The 15,632-nt window shown below is 51.4% G+C and carries 13 protein-coding genes; 8 read left to right on the top strand and 5 right to left on the bottom strand.

Going from position 1 to position 15,632, the window contains the following annotated elements; all coding sequences use genetic code 11:
- Window positions 1–50: 50 nt before the first annotated feature.
- Window positions 51–2,075: an ATP-dependent DNA helicase RecG gene (recG, locus tag NT239_14420; protein XGA70943.1), complete on the top strand. Its 2,025-nt coding sequence runs from the start codon at window positions 51–53 to the stop codon at window positions 2,073–2,075.
- A 73-nt stretch (window positions 2,076–2,148) separates the two neighbouring features.
- Entirely contained in the window at window positions 2,149–2,898 is a 750-nt protein-coding gene (locus NT239_14415) for a transporter substrate-binding domain-containing protein (GenBank protein XGA70942.1), read from the top strand.
- 58 nt (window positions 2,899–2,956) lie between these two features.
- Here NT239_14415 and NT239_14410 read toward each other — a convergent pair whose 3' ends face one another.
- A complete protein-coding gene (locus NT239_14410) occupies window positions 2,957–4,243 on the bottom strand; it encodes a DEAD/DEAH box helicase (protein ID XGA70941.1) in 1,287 nt (428 codons plus the stop codon).
- Between the two features lie 133 nt (window positions 4,244–4,376).
- Window positions 4,377–5,252 carry a transporter gene (locus NT239_14405; protein ID XGA70940.1) on the bottom strand — a complete coding sequence of 292 codons (876 nt, stop codon included), beginning with the start codon at window positions 5,250–5,252 and terminating at the stop codon, window positions 4,377–4,379.
- A gap of 242 nt (window positions 5,253–5,494) precedes the next feature.
- Here NT239_14405 and NT239_14400 point away from each other — a divergent pair, with 242 nt between their 5' ends.
- Together NT239_14400 and NT239_14395 are read left to right on the top strand one after the other, a co-directional pair.
- Window positions 5,495–6,325 carry a GGDEF domain-containing protein gene (locus NT239_14400; protein XGA70939.1) on the top strand — a complete coding sequence of 277 codons (831 nt, stop codon included), beginning with the start codon at window positions 5,495–5,497 and terminating at the stop codon, window positions 6,323–6,325.
- 93 nt (window positions 6,326–6,418) lie between these two features.
- Complete coding sequence (locus tag NT239_14395; protein XGA70938.1) at window positions 6,419–8,404, top strand: U32 family peptidase; 1,986 nt, start codon at window positions 6,419–6,421, stop codon at window positions 8,402–8,404.
- A gap of 3 nt (window positions 8,405–8,407) precedes the next feature.
- Here NT239_14395 and NT239_14390 read toward each other — a convergent pair whose 3' ends face one another.
- From NT239_14390 to NT239_14380, 3 genes are all read right to left on the bottom strand, one after another.
- The gene (locus tag NT239_14390; protein XGA70937.1) at window positions 8,408–9,154 is read right to left on the bottom strand and encodes a transporter substrate-binding domain-containing protein; all 747 of its coding nucleotides are present in this window, start codon (window positions 9,152–9,154) and stop codon (window positions 8,408–8,410) included.
- Window positions 9,155–9,202: 48 nt separating this feature from the next.
- Window positions 9,203–9,502 (bottom strand): MbcA/ParS/Xre antitoxin family protein, encoded by a 300-nt coding sequence (locus NT239_14385; protein ID XGA70936.1) that lies wholly within the window; start codon window positions 9,500–9,502, stop codon window positions 9,203–9,205.
- 65 nt (window positions 9,503–9,567) lie between these two features.
- A complete protein-coding gene (locus NT239_14380; protein ID XGA70935.1) occupies window positions 9,568–9,891 on the bottom strand; it encodes a rhodanese-like domain-containing protein in 324 nt (107 codons plus the stop codon).
- 135 nt (window positions 9,892–10,026) lie between these two features.
- On the opposite strand from NT239_14380, the gene NT239_14375 reads away from it, so the two are divergent.
- The 4 genes from NT239_14375 (at window position 10,027) to NT239_14360 (ending at window position 15,579) form a co-directional block, all read left to right on the top strand.
- Window positions 10,027–10,497 carry a DMT family transporter gene (locus tag NT239_14375; protein ID XGA70934.1) on the top strand — a complete coding sequence of 157 codons (471 nt, stop codon included), beginning with the start codon at window positions 10,027–10,029 and terminating at the stop codon, window positions 10,495–10,497.
- Window positions 10,494–11,177 (top strand): TIGR01621 family pseudouridine synthase, encoded by a 684-nt coding sequence (locus NT239_14370; GenBank protein ID XGA70933.1) that lies wholly within the window; start codon window positions 10,494–10,496, stop codon window positions 11,175–11,177. The genes NT239_14375 and NT239_14370 overlap by 4 nt, the downstream gene beginning before the upstream one ends.
- Before the next feature lie 313 nt (window positions 11,178–11,490).
- Entirely contained in the window at window positions 11,491–13,521 is a 2,031-nt protein-coding gene (locus NT239_14365) for a carbohydrate-binding protein (GenBank protein ID XGA70932.1), read from the top strand.
- Between the two features lie 222 nt (window positions 13,522–13,743).
- The gene (locus tag NT239_14360) at window positions 13,744–15,579 is read left to right on the top strand and encodes an ABC transporter ATP-binding protein/permease (protein XGA70931.1); all 1,836 of its coding nucleotides are present in this window, start codon (window positions 13,744–13,746) and stop codon (window positions 15,577–15,579) included.
- Window positions 15,580–15,632: the final 53 nt, after the last annotated feature.

Raw genomic sequence — 15,632 nt, 5'->3', positions numbered from 1 at the left:
CGATACAAAAAACGCTAAAGTGCCAACATCACAGAACGATTGTTCCACAAATGGACTTCGCTAAACTTCCCGCCCCTTTGCAAGCCAAGCTCGCCAAAATCGGCATCAATCGCCCTTTTGACTTGGTTTTGCATTTACCGATGCGTTACGAAGACGAAACGCATTTGTATACGATCGCCGACGCGCAGGTTGTTGCGGGTGGCGTGTTGATCGAAGGCGAAGTGCTATCGTGCGAAGTCAACTACAAACCGCGCAAACAATTGGTCGCGCGCGTCAAAGATGCGACCGGCTCGGTAATGGTTCGTTTGCTGAACTTTTACCCCAGCCAAGCACAGCAACTGGCGGCGGGCAAACGCGTGCGGCTGTATGGCGAAATCCGCCGCGGCTACTTTGGCCCCGAAATGGTGCACCCGAAAATTCGCGTCGGCGGCGAAGTCAGCTTGCAAGAGGCGCTCAGCCCCATTTACCCAACGACAGCGGGTTTATCGCAAAACCAGATCGCCAATTTAATCGCCAAAGCGCTCAAAGCGACGACCTTGAGCGACACGCTGCCCAAGGCGCTGCTCGATACGCTGGATTTGCCCGACTTTGCCGCCAGCGTGAAGCTACTACACAACCCTACGCCCGATATTCCACAAATTTTACTGACGGCGCGCACGCATCCGGCGTGGCAGCGGCTGAAATTCGACGAATTACTCGCGCAGCAATTATCGCTGCGCCTTGCTCGCGCAGTGCGGCGGGAAAAAACTGCGCCAACAATCGCGCCCGAAGGTCGTTTGGCGGCGCAATTAATCGGCAATCTGCCGTTTGGCCTGACTGGCGCACAAAAGCGCGTTTTACTCGAAATTTGCCACGATTTAACGCAAAAACACCCAATGCAAAGATTGCTGCAGGGCGATGTCGGCGCGGGTAAAACGATTGTCGCCGCAGTGGCCGCTTGTCACGCGATTGAAGCGGGTTACCAAGTGGCGATGCTGGCGCCAACCGAGATTTTGGCCGAACAGCATTTTCAAAAATTATCGCAATGGCTAGCGCCGCTAGGCGTCAAAGTGGTCTGGCTGGCGGGCAGCTTGAAAGCGAAAGAAAAACGCGAAGCCTTGGCCGCCGCAGCCGATGGCAGCGCGCAATTACTCGTCGGCACGCACGCAATTTTCCAAGCCAGCGTCGAGCTCAAAAACCTCGGTTTGGCGATTGTCGACGAGCAACATCGCTTTGGCGTTGCGCAGCGTTTGGCGCTACGCGAAAAAGGCGGCAGCCCGCATCAATTAATGATGTCGGCAACGCCGATTCCACGCACTTTGGCGATGAGTTTTTACGCCGATTTGGACGTTAGCGTGATCGACGAATTACCGCCGGGGCGTACGCCAATTGTCACCAAACTGGTTTCGGATGCGCGACGCGATGAAATTATCGAGCGCATCGCGGCCAAAGTGCTGGAAGGCCGACAAGTGTATTGGGTTTGCCCGCTGATTGAAGAATCGGAAACACTGCAATTGCAAACTGCGGTCGATACACACGCGCAACTATCGGAAGAACTAGAAGGCATCAGCGTTGGGCTGCTGCATGGGCGGATGAAAGCGGACGAGAAAGCGGCGACGATGGCGGCGTTTTCGCGCAATGAAATTCAGGTTTTGGTCGCGACCACGGTGATTGAAGTCGGCGTTGATGTACCGAATGCCAGCCTAATGGTGATCGAGCACGCCGAACGGATGGGCTTATCGCAATTGCACCAGCTACGCGGCCGCGTTGGGCGTGGTGCGCACGCCAGCCTATGTATTTTGCTCTATACCACGCCGCTGGGCGAAACCGCCAAAGCGCGGCTGAAAGTGATTTACGAGCACACCGATGGTTTTGAAATTGCGCGGCAAGATTTGCAAATTCGCGGCCCCGGCGAGCTGGCGGGCGTCAAGCAATCGGGCGTGCCAATGCTACGCTTTGCCGATTTGGAAGCCGACGTCGATTTACTCGAAATCGCTCGTGAAACCGCTGAAGATATTCTGGCGCACAGCCCGCAATTGGCGCAGCCGCACTTGGATCGTTGGCTGCCCGGGCGCGAAGCTTTGCTGAAAGTTTAGTCACACGACAGGATGTTAAAAATAGCCTAGTATGGCTTCATGCCAACTCAGCAAAGCTCCTAGGTGCCAATCGATGATTAGCTTTTTGCGCTTAATGATCTTTACTCTGGCTTTAAGCAGCACCAGCGCGGCAGAAAAAGCAATCCGCGTTGTAGTCGACTCTGCTTGGAATTCGCCCCAAGTGATCTATCAGGATGGCCACCCCGTCGCAGGAGTATTTATTGAGCTCTTTGCACAAATTGCCAAAAACTTAAATGCTCAGCTTAAATTGCAAGTTTTACCTCGCAAGCGCTTGTTATTTGCACTCGAAAAGAATCAAGCTGACGTGCTGTGCCATATCAACCCAAAGTGGCTCGACACCCCGTTGCCAGTTGACCGCTGGAGTGGGCCATTTTTGCCGCAAGAGAACGTGATTATTCAGGCGCCCAATCACCCCATCGTTCCGATTAATTTGGAACAGACCAGCCATTTGAATTTAGGGACCGTGCTGGGTTATCAATACCCGAAAATCGCAGATGCCATTCGCCGCGGGATTATTCGTAGGATCGATTCTCCCAATCAAGCCGTATTACTAAAAAATACCCAAGACGGCAAACTGCCGTACAGTATTGCTAATCGCATCAACGTCGACTATTTCAATCGCGAGTTAGCGCCAGAAAAAAAATTAACTATCGTGCAAACACTCGATGTGCAAACCACGTATTGCCTGTTTGCCCCTGAGCCGCAAATCCCCCACTCGCAAATCAGAGCCGCAATAGCACAATTGCACAGCGACAAACAAATCGAAGCAATCTTGCAGCGCTATCGCATCAGCAGCAAATAGAGGGTATCACCTCACACCAGTCTATTAGTAATACCTTCAGAGCAATACCCCATCAAGATTATTCTTTCGCTGCCAATGCAGCCGCTTCACGCAATTTATCTTTCTTGCTCTTGCGCTTGCCTTTGATACCACCGCCATCGGCGGCCACCAAATTGATTTCGGCAACGCTGATTTTATCTTTGGGCTCAAACCCAGCAATTTGCTCGCGCTCGATATTTAGCTTTAATTGTTTTTCAATACGCTGAAAATGCGCGGCAAAATCAGCGGTAATGAAACTCACCGCTTCGCCACGCTCGCCCGCGCGGCCAGTACGACCGATGCGGTGCGTGTAATCAGTGCTGGAGCGCGGTAAGTCGTAATTCACCACCGCAGGCAATTGCGCAATATCGATACCGCGCGCGGCTAAATCGGTGGCGACAACAACCTGTATGCGTGACGCTTTAATATCGCTAATGACCTGATTGCGTTTGCCCTGTTCAAAATTGCCATGAAACGCCTCGGCTTTGATGCCGGCTCGTTTTAATTTTGTGGCGACGTGTTCTGCGGCGTATTGAGTGGCCACAAAAACCAAAACGCGCTGCCAGCCCCGCTCTTTAATTAGATGGCGCAAAACTGAAGTACGCGCAGCTTCATCGACTTCGATTGCGCGCTGCCAAATATCGGGCGCGACCACTGGCGTGGCTTCAATCTCGATCCGCACCGGTTGCTGGAGCAAGAGTTCAGAAAAAGCCTGTACCGCAGCCGAGAAGGTGGCCGAGAAAAACAGATTTTGTCGCTGGCGTGGCAAGATCTCTAAAATGCGGTTTAATTCGGCGCTAAAGCCCAGATCAAACAAGCGATCGGCTTCATCCAGCACCAGCGAGCGCACCGCATTGATTTTAAGTGCGCGCTGATCAATCAAATCGAGCAAACGCCCCGGCGTCGCCACCACAATATCGGCGCCGCCACGCAAGGCCATCATTTGCGGGTTGATCGATACGCCGCCATAGACGCAGACTAATTTGGGTAATTCGGGTAAACGTTTGGCCAGTTTACGAATGGTCTCGGCTACCTGCACCGCGAGTTCTCGCGTCGGTACCAGAATCAGCGTTTGCACCGCTTTTTGCTTGGGCCGCAAATCAATATCACACGTACTCAGCTCCAAACGATACGCTTGATAACGCGCCAACAGCGGCAAGACAAACGCCGCCGTTTTGCCAGAACCCGTTTGCGCACACGCACGCACATCGCTACCGGCTAAAATTGCCGGAATCGCAGCGGTTTGGATCGGCGTTGGCGCGACGTAATCGTGTTCTAGCGTAGCTGCAACAAGTTGATCTGATAAACCGAGCGAAGAAAAAGTCATAGTCACACTATCTGGTAAACCGGCGCGTAGCCAAAGCACTCTACCCAAGCACGGGCGAGCATCTATTTAAACGAGCCACATAGTATCACGCGCGACTAAACGCCAAACCGACAATCAGACCAAGCGCGGTGCTTTACCAGTTGTGTGAGAGCACGACCGAGAATTCGCTGGTTTCCGGCGCGCCTTTGGCAGTTTTCAGCGGCACTTCGCCGATCAACTTCACATTGGTTAAGCCATCGATTTTGAAATACACCATCGCGCCGCCAACCCAGTTATCCAGCTTATTATCATCGGCACGGCCGGCGCGTATCGTCTCGCCGCCATTATGATATTCCAGCGTGAGGCCACCATACATCGATCTTTGCGAGCCGTAACTGCCGATCAACTTCAAGTTATATTGATTTTCTTGGCTAAATGTCGTGCCACGGTATTCGTCGTTATCGGAAAACCAATTAACGCTGGCCAAGCCTTCAAATAACCAATTGCCTTGATTCCAGCCCAGCTGACACTCGGGGATGACCATCCAGCGATTCGCACCAGGATTACTTGCGCGCATTTCCTGGTATGAGCCCAAAGGCACACTGATATGAAGCTGGCAGCCGCTACTGAGGCCGTCGTCATTGTAGCTGCGCAGAGCTTCACGACTGAGCGCAGGGGTACGGTATAGCCCCATGCCAAACGCCAGCATCGGGTCGCCTAAGCCATCCTGATCATCACCTTTGCGGCGACTATTGCTGAAATCTTGCTCAATACGATGATATGGCACACTCAAACCCGCATAGGCCAATTGCCCAGCGAGGCCGAAATACTGCACATGTCGAATCGAGTAGGATTGGCGGGTTCGATGTTCAATCTCCTTAGGTCCACGGGGCGCTTCGGTCTCTTGAACACGGTAGCGCACCGAAGTACGCGCCACATCATCAGCATTGACCGTGTAAGAGCGCGGATCAGTAGCCGCAGCCGATGCCGATAGCAGCAAAAAAGAGAAAGCTAAAACAGGAATACGCATCGCAAGCAACAATAGTTCAGAACGAAGGGCTTACTTTTAACTGAATTTACCCGCTTGTGCATGTATTTTCTGATTTTTCATACATAAAAACCCCAATACCAACCCACACAAAGCAAAGTATATTGAAGAAGAACCTTTTGAAAACAAGCCTTTAATTTTCTTCATCGCCACACCATAAGGCAAGTAAACACACTCTACCGCCATTTTTTTGATTGATTTCGCATGAAGGCGTAAACAACTGAATGAATTTTCTTAGCTATTGGCATTGGATTGGCATCCTCGCCCTCATTCGCGGCGCGCTTCATGTATTTAACTTTCCTGATGCGCACGACCTCTTTGGTTTGCTTGTGACCACACTGATCTTGGGCTTAGTTTGGAGCAAAGTCAGCAACCAAAGTTTACTTCGCCCCTTCACGCTAGGCGTATCCATCTACTGGATCGGCAATCTGATGGATTGGATCGATGGAGTATTCAAAGGGGAAGGTTTTATTGGCAAAATTGCGGATACTTATGATGATTTATTCTTTGCAGCAGGTTTTTTTCTGATCGGAATTGCCTTTTTACGCGTGATTGAAAAGCTAAATCAAGAAAAAAAACGCAGCATTGAATTACAAAACTCCCTTTATCAGCAAGCGTTTACCGATGAACTAACCGGCTTAGGCAACCGTCGGGCCTTATTTGAATCATTGCGCAGCAAACTTGCCAGCCAAGAGCAAGGCACCCTGCTGTTTATCGATGTAAATAACTTTAAGCCTGTTAATGATCAATATGGCCATGACACAGGCGACCTAGTGCTGCAACGATGCGCCAATAAACTCAGGCACAAAAACGCGCAGGCGTTTCGAATCGGCGGCGATGAATTTGTTGTTCTGCTTCCGACACTGCAACCCGCTCAATGGATTGATGAAATCAGCCAATTGGCCCATACACTGAATCAAGAATACGGCGTTTCATTTAGCATCGGCCAAGCCAGCTATGGCGACGGTGCGGCACATAGCGCCGATGAAATATTGGCCAAAGCTGACCACGAGATGTATCAGGAAAAAACCGCACGCCGCAACCGCAGCCGCTAAGCTTTTTCTTCAGTGAAAAAGTAGCAAATCCGCCGCACAAGCCCTTGATTCCGCTATACTTCCGCGCCTTGCTGTCTTAATTGCGAAAAGCCCATGTTATTGCCCCACCAACTCGAACTGCTCTCCCCTGCTAAAAACGCCGAAATCGGCCGCGAAGCCATTTTGCACGGTGCGGATGCGGTGTATATCGGCGGCCCGGGCTTTGGCGCGCGGCATAACGCCAGCAACTCGATTGAAGACATCGCCGAGCTGGTCAAATTTGCGCATCGTTACCACTCGCGTATTTTTGTCACGCTCAATACGATTTTGCACGACAGCGAGCTAGAACCGGCGCGATCACAAATTATTCAGCTCTATGAAGCCGGTGTTGACGCATTAATCGTGCAAGACATGGGCGTACTCTCGCTCGATATTCCACCAATTCAGCTACACGCCAGCACGCAATGCGATATTCGCACGCCGGAAAAAGCGGCGTTTTTGGCCGATGTCGGTTTCTCGCAAGTCGTGTTAGCGCGCGAACTGGGTTTGGGCAAGGTCAAGCAAATCAGCGACTTCATGGGCGACAGAGCGACGATTGAATACTTTATTCACGGCGCTTTGTGCGTCGCGTTTTCGGGCCAATGCAATATCAGCCACGCGCACACTGGCCGCAGCGCCAACCGTGGCGACTGCTCACAAGCCTGTCGTTTGCCGTACACACTGACCGATCAAAATGGCCGCGTGGTCGCTTTTGATAAACATTTACTGTCGATGAAAGACAACGATCAGACCAATAATCTGGAAGCGCTGATCGACGCGGGCGTGCGCTCTTTCAAGATCGAAGGCCGCTATAAAGACATGCAGTACGTCAAAAACATCACGGCGCATTACCGCTTGTTGCTCGACGAAATCATGGAGCAACGCAGCGAATTCGCGCCCGCTTCCAGCGGTCGCAGTGATATTTTCTTCCGCCCTGATGTTGATAAATCATTCCACCGCGGCCACACCGATTACTTTGCCACCGCGCGCAAAGAAGACATCGGCGCGTTTGATTCACCGAAATACGTCGGCGTGCCGCTGGGCACCGTCACCAAAGTCACCGATAAATATTTCGAGCTGGAAGTCGCCGATCAGAACGACGCGATGAGCAATGGCGACGGCTTAAACTTCATGAAAAAACGTGAAGTAGTTGGCGTGCAAGCGAACACGGTGGAGGCCGCGAATAAAGCCGCTGGCATCTGGCGCGTGTTCCCAAATGAAATGATGAGTGAATTGGTCGGCCTCAAAGCCGGCACGCCAATTCATCGCAACCGCGATCATGCGTGGGAGCAGGCGCTAACGAAAAAATCGGCCGAGCGCAAAATCGGCGCTTGGCTCACGTTAAATGAAACTAGCTCTGGACTCGCGCTCACGATGACCGACGCCGACGGCTGTACGGCAACGGCGCAAGTCGAGCTGGCGCTCGAAGTAGCGCAAAACGCCGATAAAGCGTGGAGCACGCTGCGCGATAATTTGGCCAAATTGGGCAATACGATGTTTTATGCCGAAGATGTAGCACTTAATCTTTCGCAACCGTGGTTTGCGCCAGCGTCAGTGATTAACGCGCTGCGCCGCGATGCGGTTGAACAATTAGAAGCTGCGCGTATTGCAGCATGGTATAGGCCTGAACGCAAAGCGCCAGTAGAGCCTCCAGCGCAATACCCTGATGAAACGCTATCGTTCTTGGGCAATGTCTATAACGCCAAAGCACGCGAATTTTATGCCCAGCACGGCGTTAAATTGATCGCCGCCGCGTATGAAGCGCACGAGGAAGCTGGCGAAGTGCCGTTGATGGTGACCAAACACTGCCTGCGTTTTAGCTTTAATTTATGCCCGAAACAGGCCAAAGGTGTGATTGGGGTGAAGGGTCAAATCAAAGCGGACTCGATGACACTCAGTTCTGGCTCAGAGACGTATCGCCTCGATTTTGATTGCAAGCCGTGCGAGATGCACGTGGTGGGCAAAATGAAATCGCACATTCTCAAATCGCCGCCACCCACAACGGCGAATGTGCAAACGATTGAGTTTTATAAAGCCAAGCCGGATGGATATGGTCATTAATGGCTATCGATAGCGCAGTTGAATAGCCTGAATTCGGTTGTTTTTTTTCAGCCTTTGAATGGCTGCATTCAACTGCGCAAGCTTAATCGTGCTATGGCGACTGAGTGCACAAGCATTGTCATAACTACTAATGCGCAGCGTTGTTTGATTCAGTTGCTTGTTCAGCTCACGCTGGCGAAACAAATATAGAAAATCAAGTTCGCTCATAATGAGGTAGTCATAACGGCGTGCGAGCAGTTTTTTTAGGTTTTGCTGCTCACTCAAACCATCGTCACGGATAAATTGAGGGCCCAGCAATTTCTCAAGCTCAGGGTATTGATAACCGAGTACGGTGCCTACACGCTGGTTTTTTAATGCCTGAATTGCCTTAGGTTGCACAGTATCGCGGCGGGTCACAATCACATCATGATTTCGAATGAGTGGCTCACTCCAAAGCATATCGCCCTTGAGCCACCCAGCATTGGTGTAGCAATACAAATCCGCCGCGCCCGATTCAATTTCAGCTTGCAAGCGTTTTCGTGGCAACACCCGAAACTGAACGTCGCGTTGCAATTGCGCGGCCAGCTCGCTGGCCATGTCTTTAAGGATGCCATCCGTAGGCCGATCACGCTGCAACTCCAGCATCGGCATACTATTGCTTTGGCTTAATAAAAATACGACCTTACGCGACTGCGGCTCAGGCGCGGCCTGTAGCATTGTGCTTGTAGACCACGATCCAAATAGACACAGCACGCAAAGTAAGATTTTCATAGCCAGCCCATTGGCAAATGGAACAAAGAATTCAGATGCTGGGCGATTTTAGCTGCGCCAAGGCGGGGCTTCATACATCGCCAGCAAGGTTTTTGCCCGCTCGATCCCATCTTGCGATCCGACCAAAATCGCAGGCGCTTGTCCATTTAACTCAGCATGCGGACAAGTTAGCCACTGTACAACGGTCTCCAAATCACCGAATTTTTGTTCTGCCAAATCAAGTAGCGGCAACCAGGCCAGCAACGAAGTCGGCTCAAACTGCATTACGGCCTTTAGATCGGCGTATAAATCTGGCTGCTCCGCCAGCGCTTTCTCTAGCAGGATCAAAAAATTGCTAATTCGCTGCATACGAGTAATCCTGGGTATCGCCATGAAGATTAATCAATAAGAGCATTATTGAGAAATACACCCGACTAGTATCTTGCCATATTCGGATCAACCTGCTCGGCCCATGCCGCCACACCACCATCCAGATTAACCATTTTTTCAAACCCTTGGCGCTCCAGAAAACCCGCGACTTGATAGCTACGCACGCCGTGATGGCAAATCACCACATAGGTTGCATCGGGATCTAGCCTGGCTTGATCGGCGGGGATATTGCCCATTGGAATGTGTTCACTACCTGAAATTTGGCATAGCGCAAACTCCCACGCTTCGCGCACATCTAATAATTTAGGAGGTTCTAAACTCGCGTCATCAAGCCATGCTTTGAGTTCGACTGCTGAAATATGATGCATGCGCTAACCTGTATTGGAATTTGATCATCTTCATTTTACTGGCTAGATCACAATTTGAGCGTTTTTTTCATCGCAAATACGCCGATCTCGCGCTGTAGCGCTTAAAATCGACCTCTTTCCTGCTAAGGATCTGGCATGCAATCTTTTTACGCGCTATTTGCGCTCGTCATTGGCCTCATCGTTCCATTGCAAGCCGCAGTCAACAATCAACTCAAAAGCATCATCGGTGGCAGTACCTTGCTGGCGGCATTGGTCTCATTTGCGGTGGGGATGCTAACGCTGATTTTGATGTCGCTAGCCAGCGGGCAAAAAATCAACGCCCTGCTCGCGCTACCGAAAGCTGAACCTTGGATGCTATTGGGCGGGGTGATGGGGGCGATGTTTGTATTTGGCACCACGCTGATCGCCCCAAAATTGGGGGCTGCCAGCATGATGGCGCTGATCATCGGCGGCCAAGTGATCGCCTCGCTGTTATTCGATAAATTCGGCTGGTTGGGCCTGCCGCTGCGCGATATTAGCTGGCCACGTCTGCTGGGTGCGGCACTGATTATTATCGGCGTGCTGCTAGTCAATTTTGGCGATCAATGGGTTAATAAAACATCGTGACCAATCTGCAGAACATTTCTATCATCGCGCAGACCGAGCAATTTTTGGTGATTAATAAGCCTGCTAATCTCGATTTTCATCACAACGATGAGCAAGACAGCTTGGTTGAGTTGCTGCGCCAGCAAACTGGTTTGAACGAGCTATATCCTGTGCATCGTTTAGACAAAATCACTTCAGGCTTGCTGATTTTTGCGCGCACAGCCGACACGGCACGCGAGCTAGCACAATTGTTTGCAGAGCACCGAATTCAAAAATATTACGTTGCGCTCAGCGATAAAAAACCAAGCAAAAAACAAGGCAAAATCCAAGGGGGAATGGAAAAAGGCCGTAATGGCTGCTGGAAACTGGTGCGCGAAGGCGGCCTTTTGGCCACTACGCAGTTTTTCAGCTTTGGTTTGGGTAACGGCTTGCGCTTATTTATTCTGAAGCCACTCAGTGGCCGCACCCACCAATTGCGTGTGGCGATGAAAAGCCTAGGCAGCGCGATCTTAGGCGATGACCGCTATGGTGGCGGCGCAGCCGACCGCGCTTATTTACACGCCTATGCGATCGAATTTAGCTTGGGTGAATGCAATTATGCTTTTTATGCATTACCTGAAATTGGGATTCATTTTCAATCACCCGCTTTTTCACAAGCATTAATTGCGCATAAAAATCCGGGCGAATTACCCTGGCCTTAACCTACAAGTTGATAATTTATTATTTTTCCGAATGATAAATTAGAAAAATCTAACATATTGATATTTAAAGGAAAGCCATTTTCTTTGAGCTAAATCAATTATTTTTTTACATAAGGCCTCTTATTTGTTTACGACATTGTAATAATCAATAAAACAATGAATTAAAACAACAATTGTGACAATCAGCACTAGGCATTTATCTCATTACTTCGTTAATATCTTGTCACGGCGCGTCTTAGGAATTAGTCAGCCGTCAAAACCAAAACGAGCTACCTGCTACTAGCGGGTGCGCAATAGGATGGAGACTAGATTTATGTTGCAATTGAATCGTTGGATGCTGGCGGCAATCCCGGCGGCTATTTGCTCGGTACAAGTGATGGCGGCAACCGCTTGGGATAGTAAAGCGGTGTATACCGGCGGCCAAGTGGTCACTTACCAAGGTAAAGATTACAAAGCTAAATGGTGGACACAAGGTAATGTACCAGGCACCGAACAATGGGGCCCATGGGAATTGCTTGGCACAGCTAGCGCCACCCCAGTCCCAACTGCAAATGTAACCAGCGCGCCAACCGCCGCGCCGACGCAGGCACCAACAACAGCACCGACCAGTGCCCCAACCGCCACACCGATGGCCACCGTACCAGCAAGCCCTGCACCCACAGCACCAAGCGCAGGCAGCTGCGCAGTTTGGGCTGAAGGCAATACGTATACAGCTGGAACCTCTGTTAGCTATGGCGGTGCGAGCTATACCGCCCTATCTACGCACACCGCTTATGCAGGTGCAAACTGGAATCCAGCTTCAACACCAACATTGTGGAAAGCGGGCGGCACCTGCAGCTCTGGTGGTTCAACGCCAGCACCAACAGCGACACCTGTTGTGACAGCAAAACCGACGGCCACGCCAGTTGTTACTGCTGCGCCAACGGCAACACCAGTGGTGACGGTTAAACCAACTGCTACGCCTGTAAATACACCAGTATCGACACCAGTCAGCACAGTTGCTCCCACCCCATGCCCATGTGCTTCACCTTCTCCTGCACCAACGCCATCAACTGCATCGTACAAACCGCAAATCACGTACATTACAGCACCAGCGGGCTACCCAACTGATGCGCAATTTGCTGCTGCTGAACAAGCGCTGTACAGCCAAGCCGGTTCTGACAGCAAAACCATCGACCGCATCCGCGAAGCACTGCAAGTTCGTCCAGATTCAGTGGTTGACGCGGTGGCTGCCGGTGCAGCAGGTAATCCAGACAACGTAAAACGCGTTGAACGTGTATTGCCAGAATCGAAGTTTGATTACTTCTTCCCTGTACGCAACGTGAAATACACGTATCTGAACTTGCTCAAAGGCGTAGCGAAATTCCCAGCGTATTGCAAAACCTACACCGATGGTCGCGATTCAGATCTGATTTGTAAAAAACTGCTGGCAACGTCGTTTGCTCACTTCGCGCAAGAAACTGGCGCGAACTGGCCAGCTTTGACGCCTGCAACCGCACGCGGCTACGCCGATCAAAACAACGCGGTGTTGGCGACAATGGAGCAAAACACAGCGATTCCAACCTTCCGTCAAGGCTTGTGGTTCCTGCGTGAACAAGGCATGCAAGAGGGCAGCGGCGTTGGTGGTTACCAAGATTGCTTTAACGGCGCGGGCGGCTCGATCTTCTCGATCTTCTACCCATGCGGTAAAAACGAGCAAGGCCAGTACTTCAGCTACTTCGGTCGCGGCTCTAAGCAATTGTCTTGGAACTACAACTACGGTCCATTCAGCAAATCGATGTACGGCGATGTGAACGTCTTGCTTGATAAGCCAGGCTTGGTAGCCGATACCTGGATGAACTTCGCCTCAGCGATCTGGTTCGCGGTTTACCCACAATCGCCAAAACCACCTATGACTTGGGTTGTTGATGGCACATGGCAGCCAAATCAAGTGGATGCCGCCAACAATATGAAGCCAGGCTTTGGTGCAACCACTTACATCATCAACGGTGGTATCGAGTGTGGTAAAGGTTCTGAAGCCAATCAATCGCTGAACCGTATCGCGGCGTACAAAGAGTTCACTAAAGAACTCGGCGTTGACATCACTGGCGAGCAACTGACTTGCGGCACATCGAAAGGCTTTACCGATGGCTCAGCAGCAGCGACTAAAACGTATCTGGATAAAGGTTGGAACTACAACGCCAACAACCCAGGCGGCGTGTCTTGGTCTTGCCAGTTGGCGACTTACCAAACGCCATTTAGCTTGGCCAATCCAGGCGACTACAAAGCGTGCGTAGACTACTTCTTCCGCGGCCAAGTGAAGTTTAACGGCCAGATCGTGGTTGATAACACCAAGTCTAACTAAGTTTTACTTCTGACAAAAACGGCAGCTTCGGCTGCCGTTTTTTTTGGCTCACACATACACCAACTGGGTATTACGCCAGAAATCTCACATCAAATAATCTAGAGAGCAATACCCTAACGAAATATACTGACACGAAAATAACATTTCGTTGCGAAAGCCTGCTCAAGCAGAGGACAAAAGTACGATAGAATCAGCTGATAATTATTTTTATTTGGCGCAGCCATGTTTTCATTTTTTGAAAAACTCATCCACCCCTACCCTGATCAAAGCGCCGAAACGCCAAGCAGCTTTTTCGGTTTTGTCTGGAGCTGCACCAAGGGGATGCGCGCCTACATCGCAGTGATGGCGCTGCTGACGGCCTTGTGCGGCGCGTTTGAGGCGCTGCTCTATAGCATGCTCGGCAATGTGGTCGAATGGCTGGGTCGCACCGAGCCGGCGCTATTGTGGCAAAACGAGAAGCAAAACCTGCTGCTCTTGCTCGGCATTTTGCTCGCGAGCCCAATCCTGATTGGCCTGCAAACCTTGATCAAACACCAAACTTTGGCCGGGAATTTCCCGATGCGTTTGCGCTGGCAGTTCCATCGCAAAATGCTCGGCCAAAGTATGAGCTTTTATCAGGACGAATTCGCTGGCCGTATTTCGGCCAAAGTAATGCAAACCGCGTTGGCGGTGCGCGATACGGTGCTGACGACCTGCGATATTTTTGTGTTTGTCATTATCTATTTTGTCACGATGGCCTCGGTCGCAGGCGGCTTTGACACGCGGTTGATTCTGCCTTTTGTGGGCTGGTTGCTGCTGTATATCGTGGCGATGATTTATTTCGTCCCGCGCCTGAGCCGGGTGTCGCGCGAACAAGCCGATGCGCGCTCCTTGATGACTGGCCGCGTCACCGACGCCTACACCAATATCAGCACCGTAAAACTGTTTTCGCACACCAACCGCGAAGCCAGTTTTGTCAAAACGGCGATGCAAGAATTTATGCTGACCGCGTACGGCCAAATGCGCTTGGTCAGCTTGTTTGAAATCGTCAACCACACGCTGAGCATGCTGCTGATCGCCTCAACGGCGGGCGCGGTATTGTATTTATGGACACTCGGCGAAGTGGGCATGGGTGCCGTCGCAGCAGCGACCGCCATGGCTTTGCGCTTAAGCGGCATGTCGCATTGGATTATGTGGGAAATGGCCGGCCTGTTTGAAAACATCGGCACGGTGCAAGACGGCATTAACACGCTGGCCAAACCCGCCAGCGTGCTTGACCAGCCTAACGCCCCCGCTTTGCAAGTCAGCCGCGGTTTGATCGAATTTGATCAGGCACGCTTTAATTACGGCCAAGACGATAGCGCCAAGGCGATTATCGATCGGCTGCAATTAACCATCCAGCCGGGAGAAAAAATCGGCTTGGTCGGGCGCTCTGGTGCAGGCAAATCGACGATTGTGAATTTGCTACTGCGCTTTTACGATTTGCACAGCGGCCAAATTCGCATCGATGGACAAGATATTGCCGCGGTAACGCAAGACAGTTTGCGCCACCAAATCGGCATGGTCACGCAAGACACCTCGCTACTGCATCGCTCGGTGCGCGACAATATTCTGTACGGCCAGCCCGATGCCTCTGAGGCCGAAATGATCCGCGCTGCGCAGCGGGCCGAAGTGCACGATTTTATTAGCCAGCTAAGCGATCCGAGCGGGCGCAAAGGCTATGATGCGCACGTAGGCGAGCGCGGCGTGAAGCTTTCGGGCGGACAGCGCCAACGGATCGCGATTGCGCGCGTGATGCTGAAAAATGCGCCGATTCTATTGCTCGACGAAGCGACCAGCGCGCTCGATTCGGAGGTGGAAGCGGCGATTCAAGCAAGCCTTTACAAGCTCATGGAAGGCAAAACCGTCGTCGCGATTGCGCATCGGCTGTCGACGATCATGGCGATGGATAGATTGATCGTACTCGATCAGGGCCAAATTGTTGAACAAGGCACGCACGCCGAGCTGCTCGCGCAAGGCGGTATTTATGCACGATTGTGGGCGCACCAAAGTGGTGGTTTTTTGGGTGAGGAGGATTAATTCTCAACAAGCAATAACCCGAACAATTTGGAAAAGAGCCAGATACATCCAGC

The sequence above is a fragment of the Chitinibacter sp. SCUT-21 genome, from assembly GCA_041874755.1.
GTDB lineage: Bacteria > Pseudomonadota > Gammaproteobacteria > Burkholderiales > Chitinibacteraceae > Chitinibacter.
This window is presented reverse-complemented; position numbering and strand designations above follow the sequence as displayed.

Bases quoted from the DNA above. Each gene is read 5' to 3' on its own strand.
- NT239_14365 (XGA70932.1), top strand. From the start codon at position 11,491: ATGTTGCAATTGAATCGTTGGATGCTGGCGGCAATCCCGGCGGCTATT.
- NT239_14380 (XGA70935.1), bottom strand. From the start codon at position 9,891: ATGCATCATATTTCAGCAGTCGAACTCAAAGCATGGCTTGATGACGCG.
- NT239_14375 (XGA70934.1), top strand. From the start codon at position 10,027: ATGCAATCTTTTTACGCGCTATTTGCGCTCGTCATTGGCCTCATCGTT.
- NT239_14395 (XGA70938.1), top strand. From the start codon at position 6,419: ATGTTATTGCCCCACCAACTCGAACTGCTCTCCCCTGCTAAAAACGCC.
- NT239_14400 (XGA70939.1), top strand. From the start codon at position 5,495: ATGAATTTTCTTAGCTATTGGCATTGGATTGGCATCCTCGCCCTCATT.
- NT239_14360 (XGA70931.1), top strand. From the start codon at position 13,744: ATGTTTTCATTTTTTGAAAAACTCATCCACCCCTACCCTGATCAAAGC.
- NT239_14410 (XGA70941.1), bottom strand. From the start codon at position 4,243: ATGACTTTTTCTTCGCTCGGTTTATCAGATCAACTTGTTGCAGCTACG.
- recG (XGA70943.1), top strand. From the start codon at position 51: ATGGACTTCGCTAAACTTCCCGCCCCTTTGCAAGCCAAGCTCGCCAAA.
- NT239_14405 (XGA70940.1), bottom strand. From the start codon at position 5,252: ATGCGTATTCCTGTTTTAGCTTTCTCTTTTTTGCTGCTATCGGCATCG.
- NT239_14390 (XGA70937.1), bottom strand. From the start codon at position 9,154: ATGAAAATCTTACTTTGCGTGCTGTGTCTATTTGGATCGTGGTCTACA.
- NT239_14415 (XGA70942.1), top strand. From the start codon at position 2,149: ATGATTAGCTTTTTGCGCTTAATGATCTTTACTCTGGCTTTAAGCAGC.
- NT239_14385 (XGA70936.1), bottom strand. From the start codon at position 9,502: ATGCAGCGAATTAGCAATTTTTTGATCCTGCTAGAGAAAGCGCTGGCG.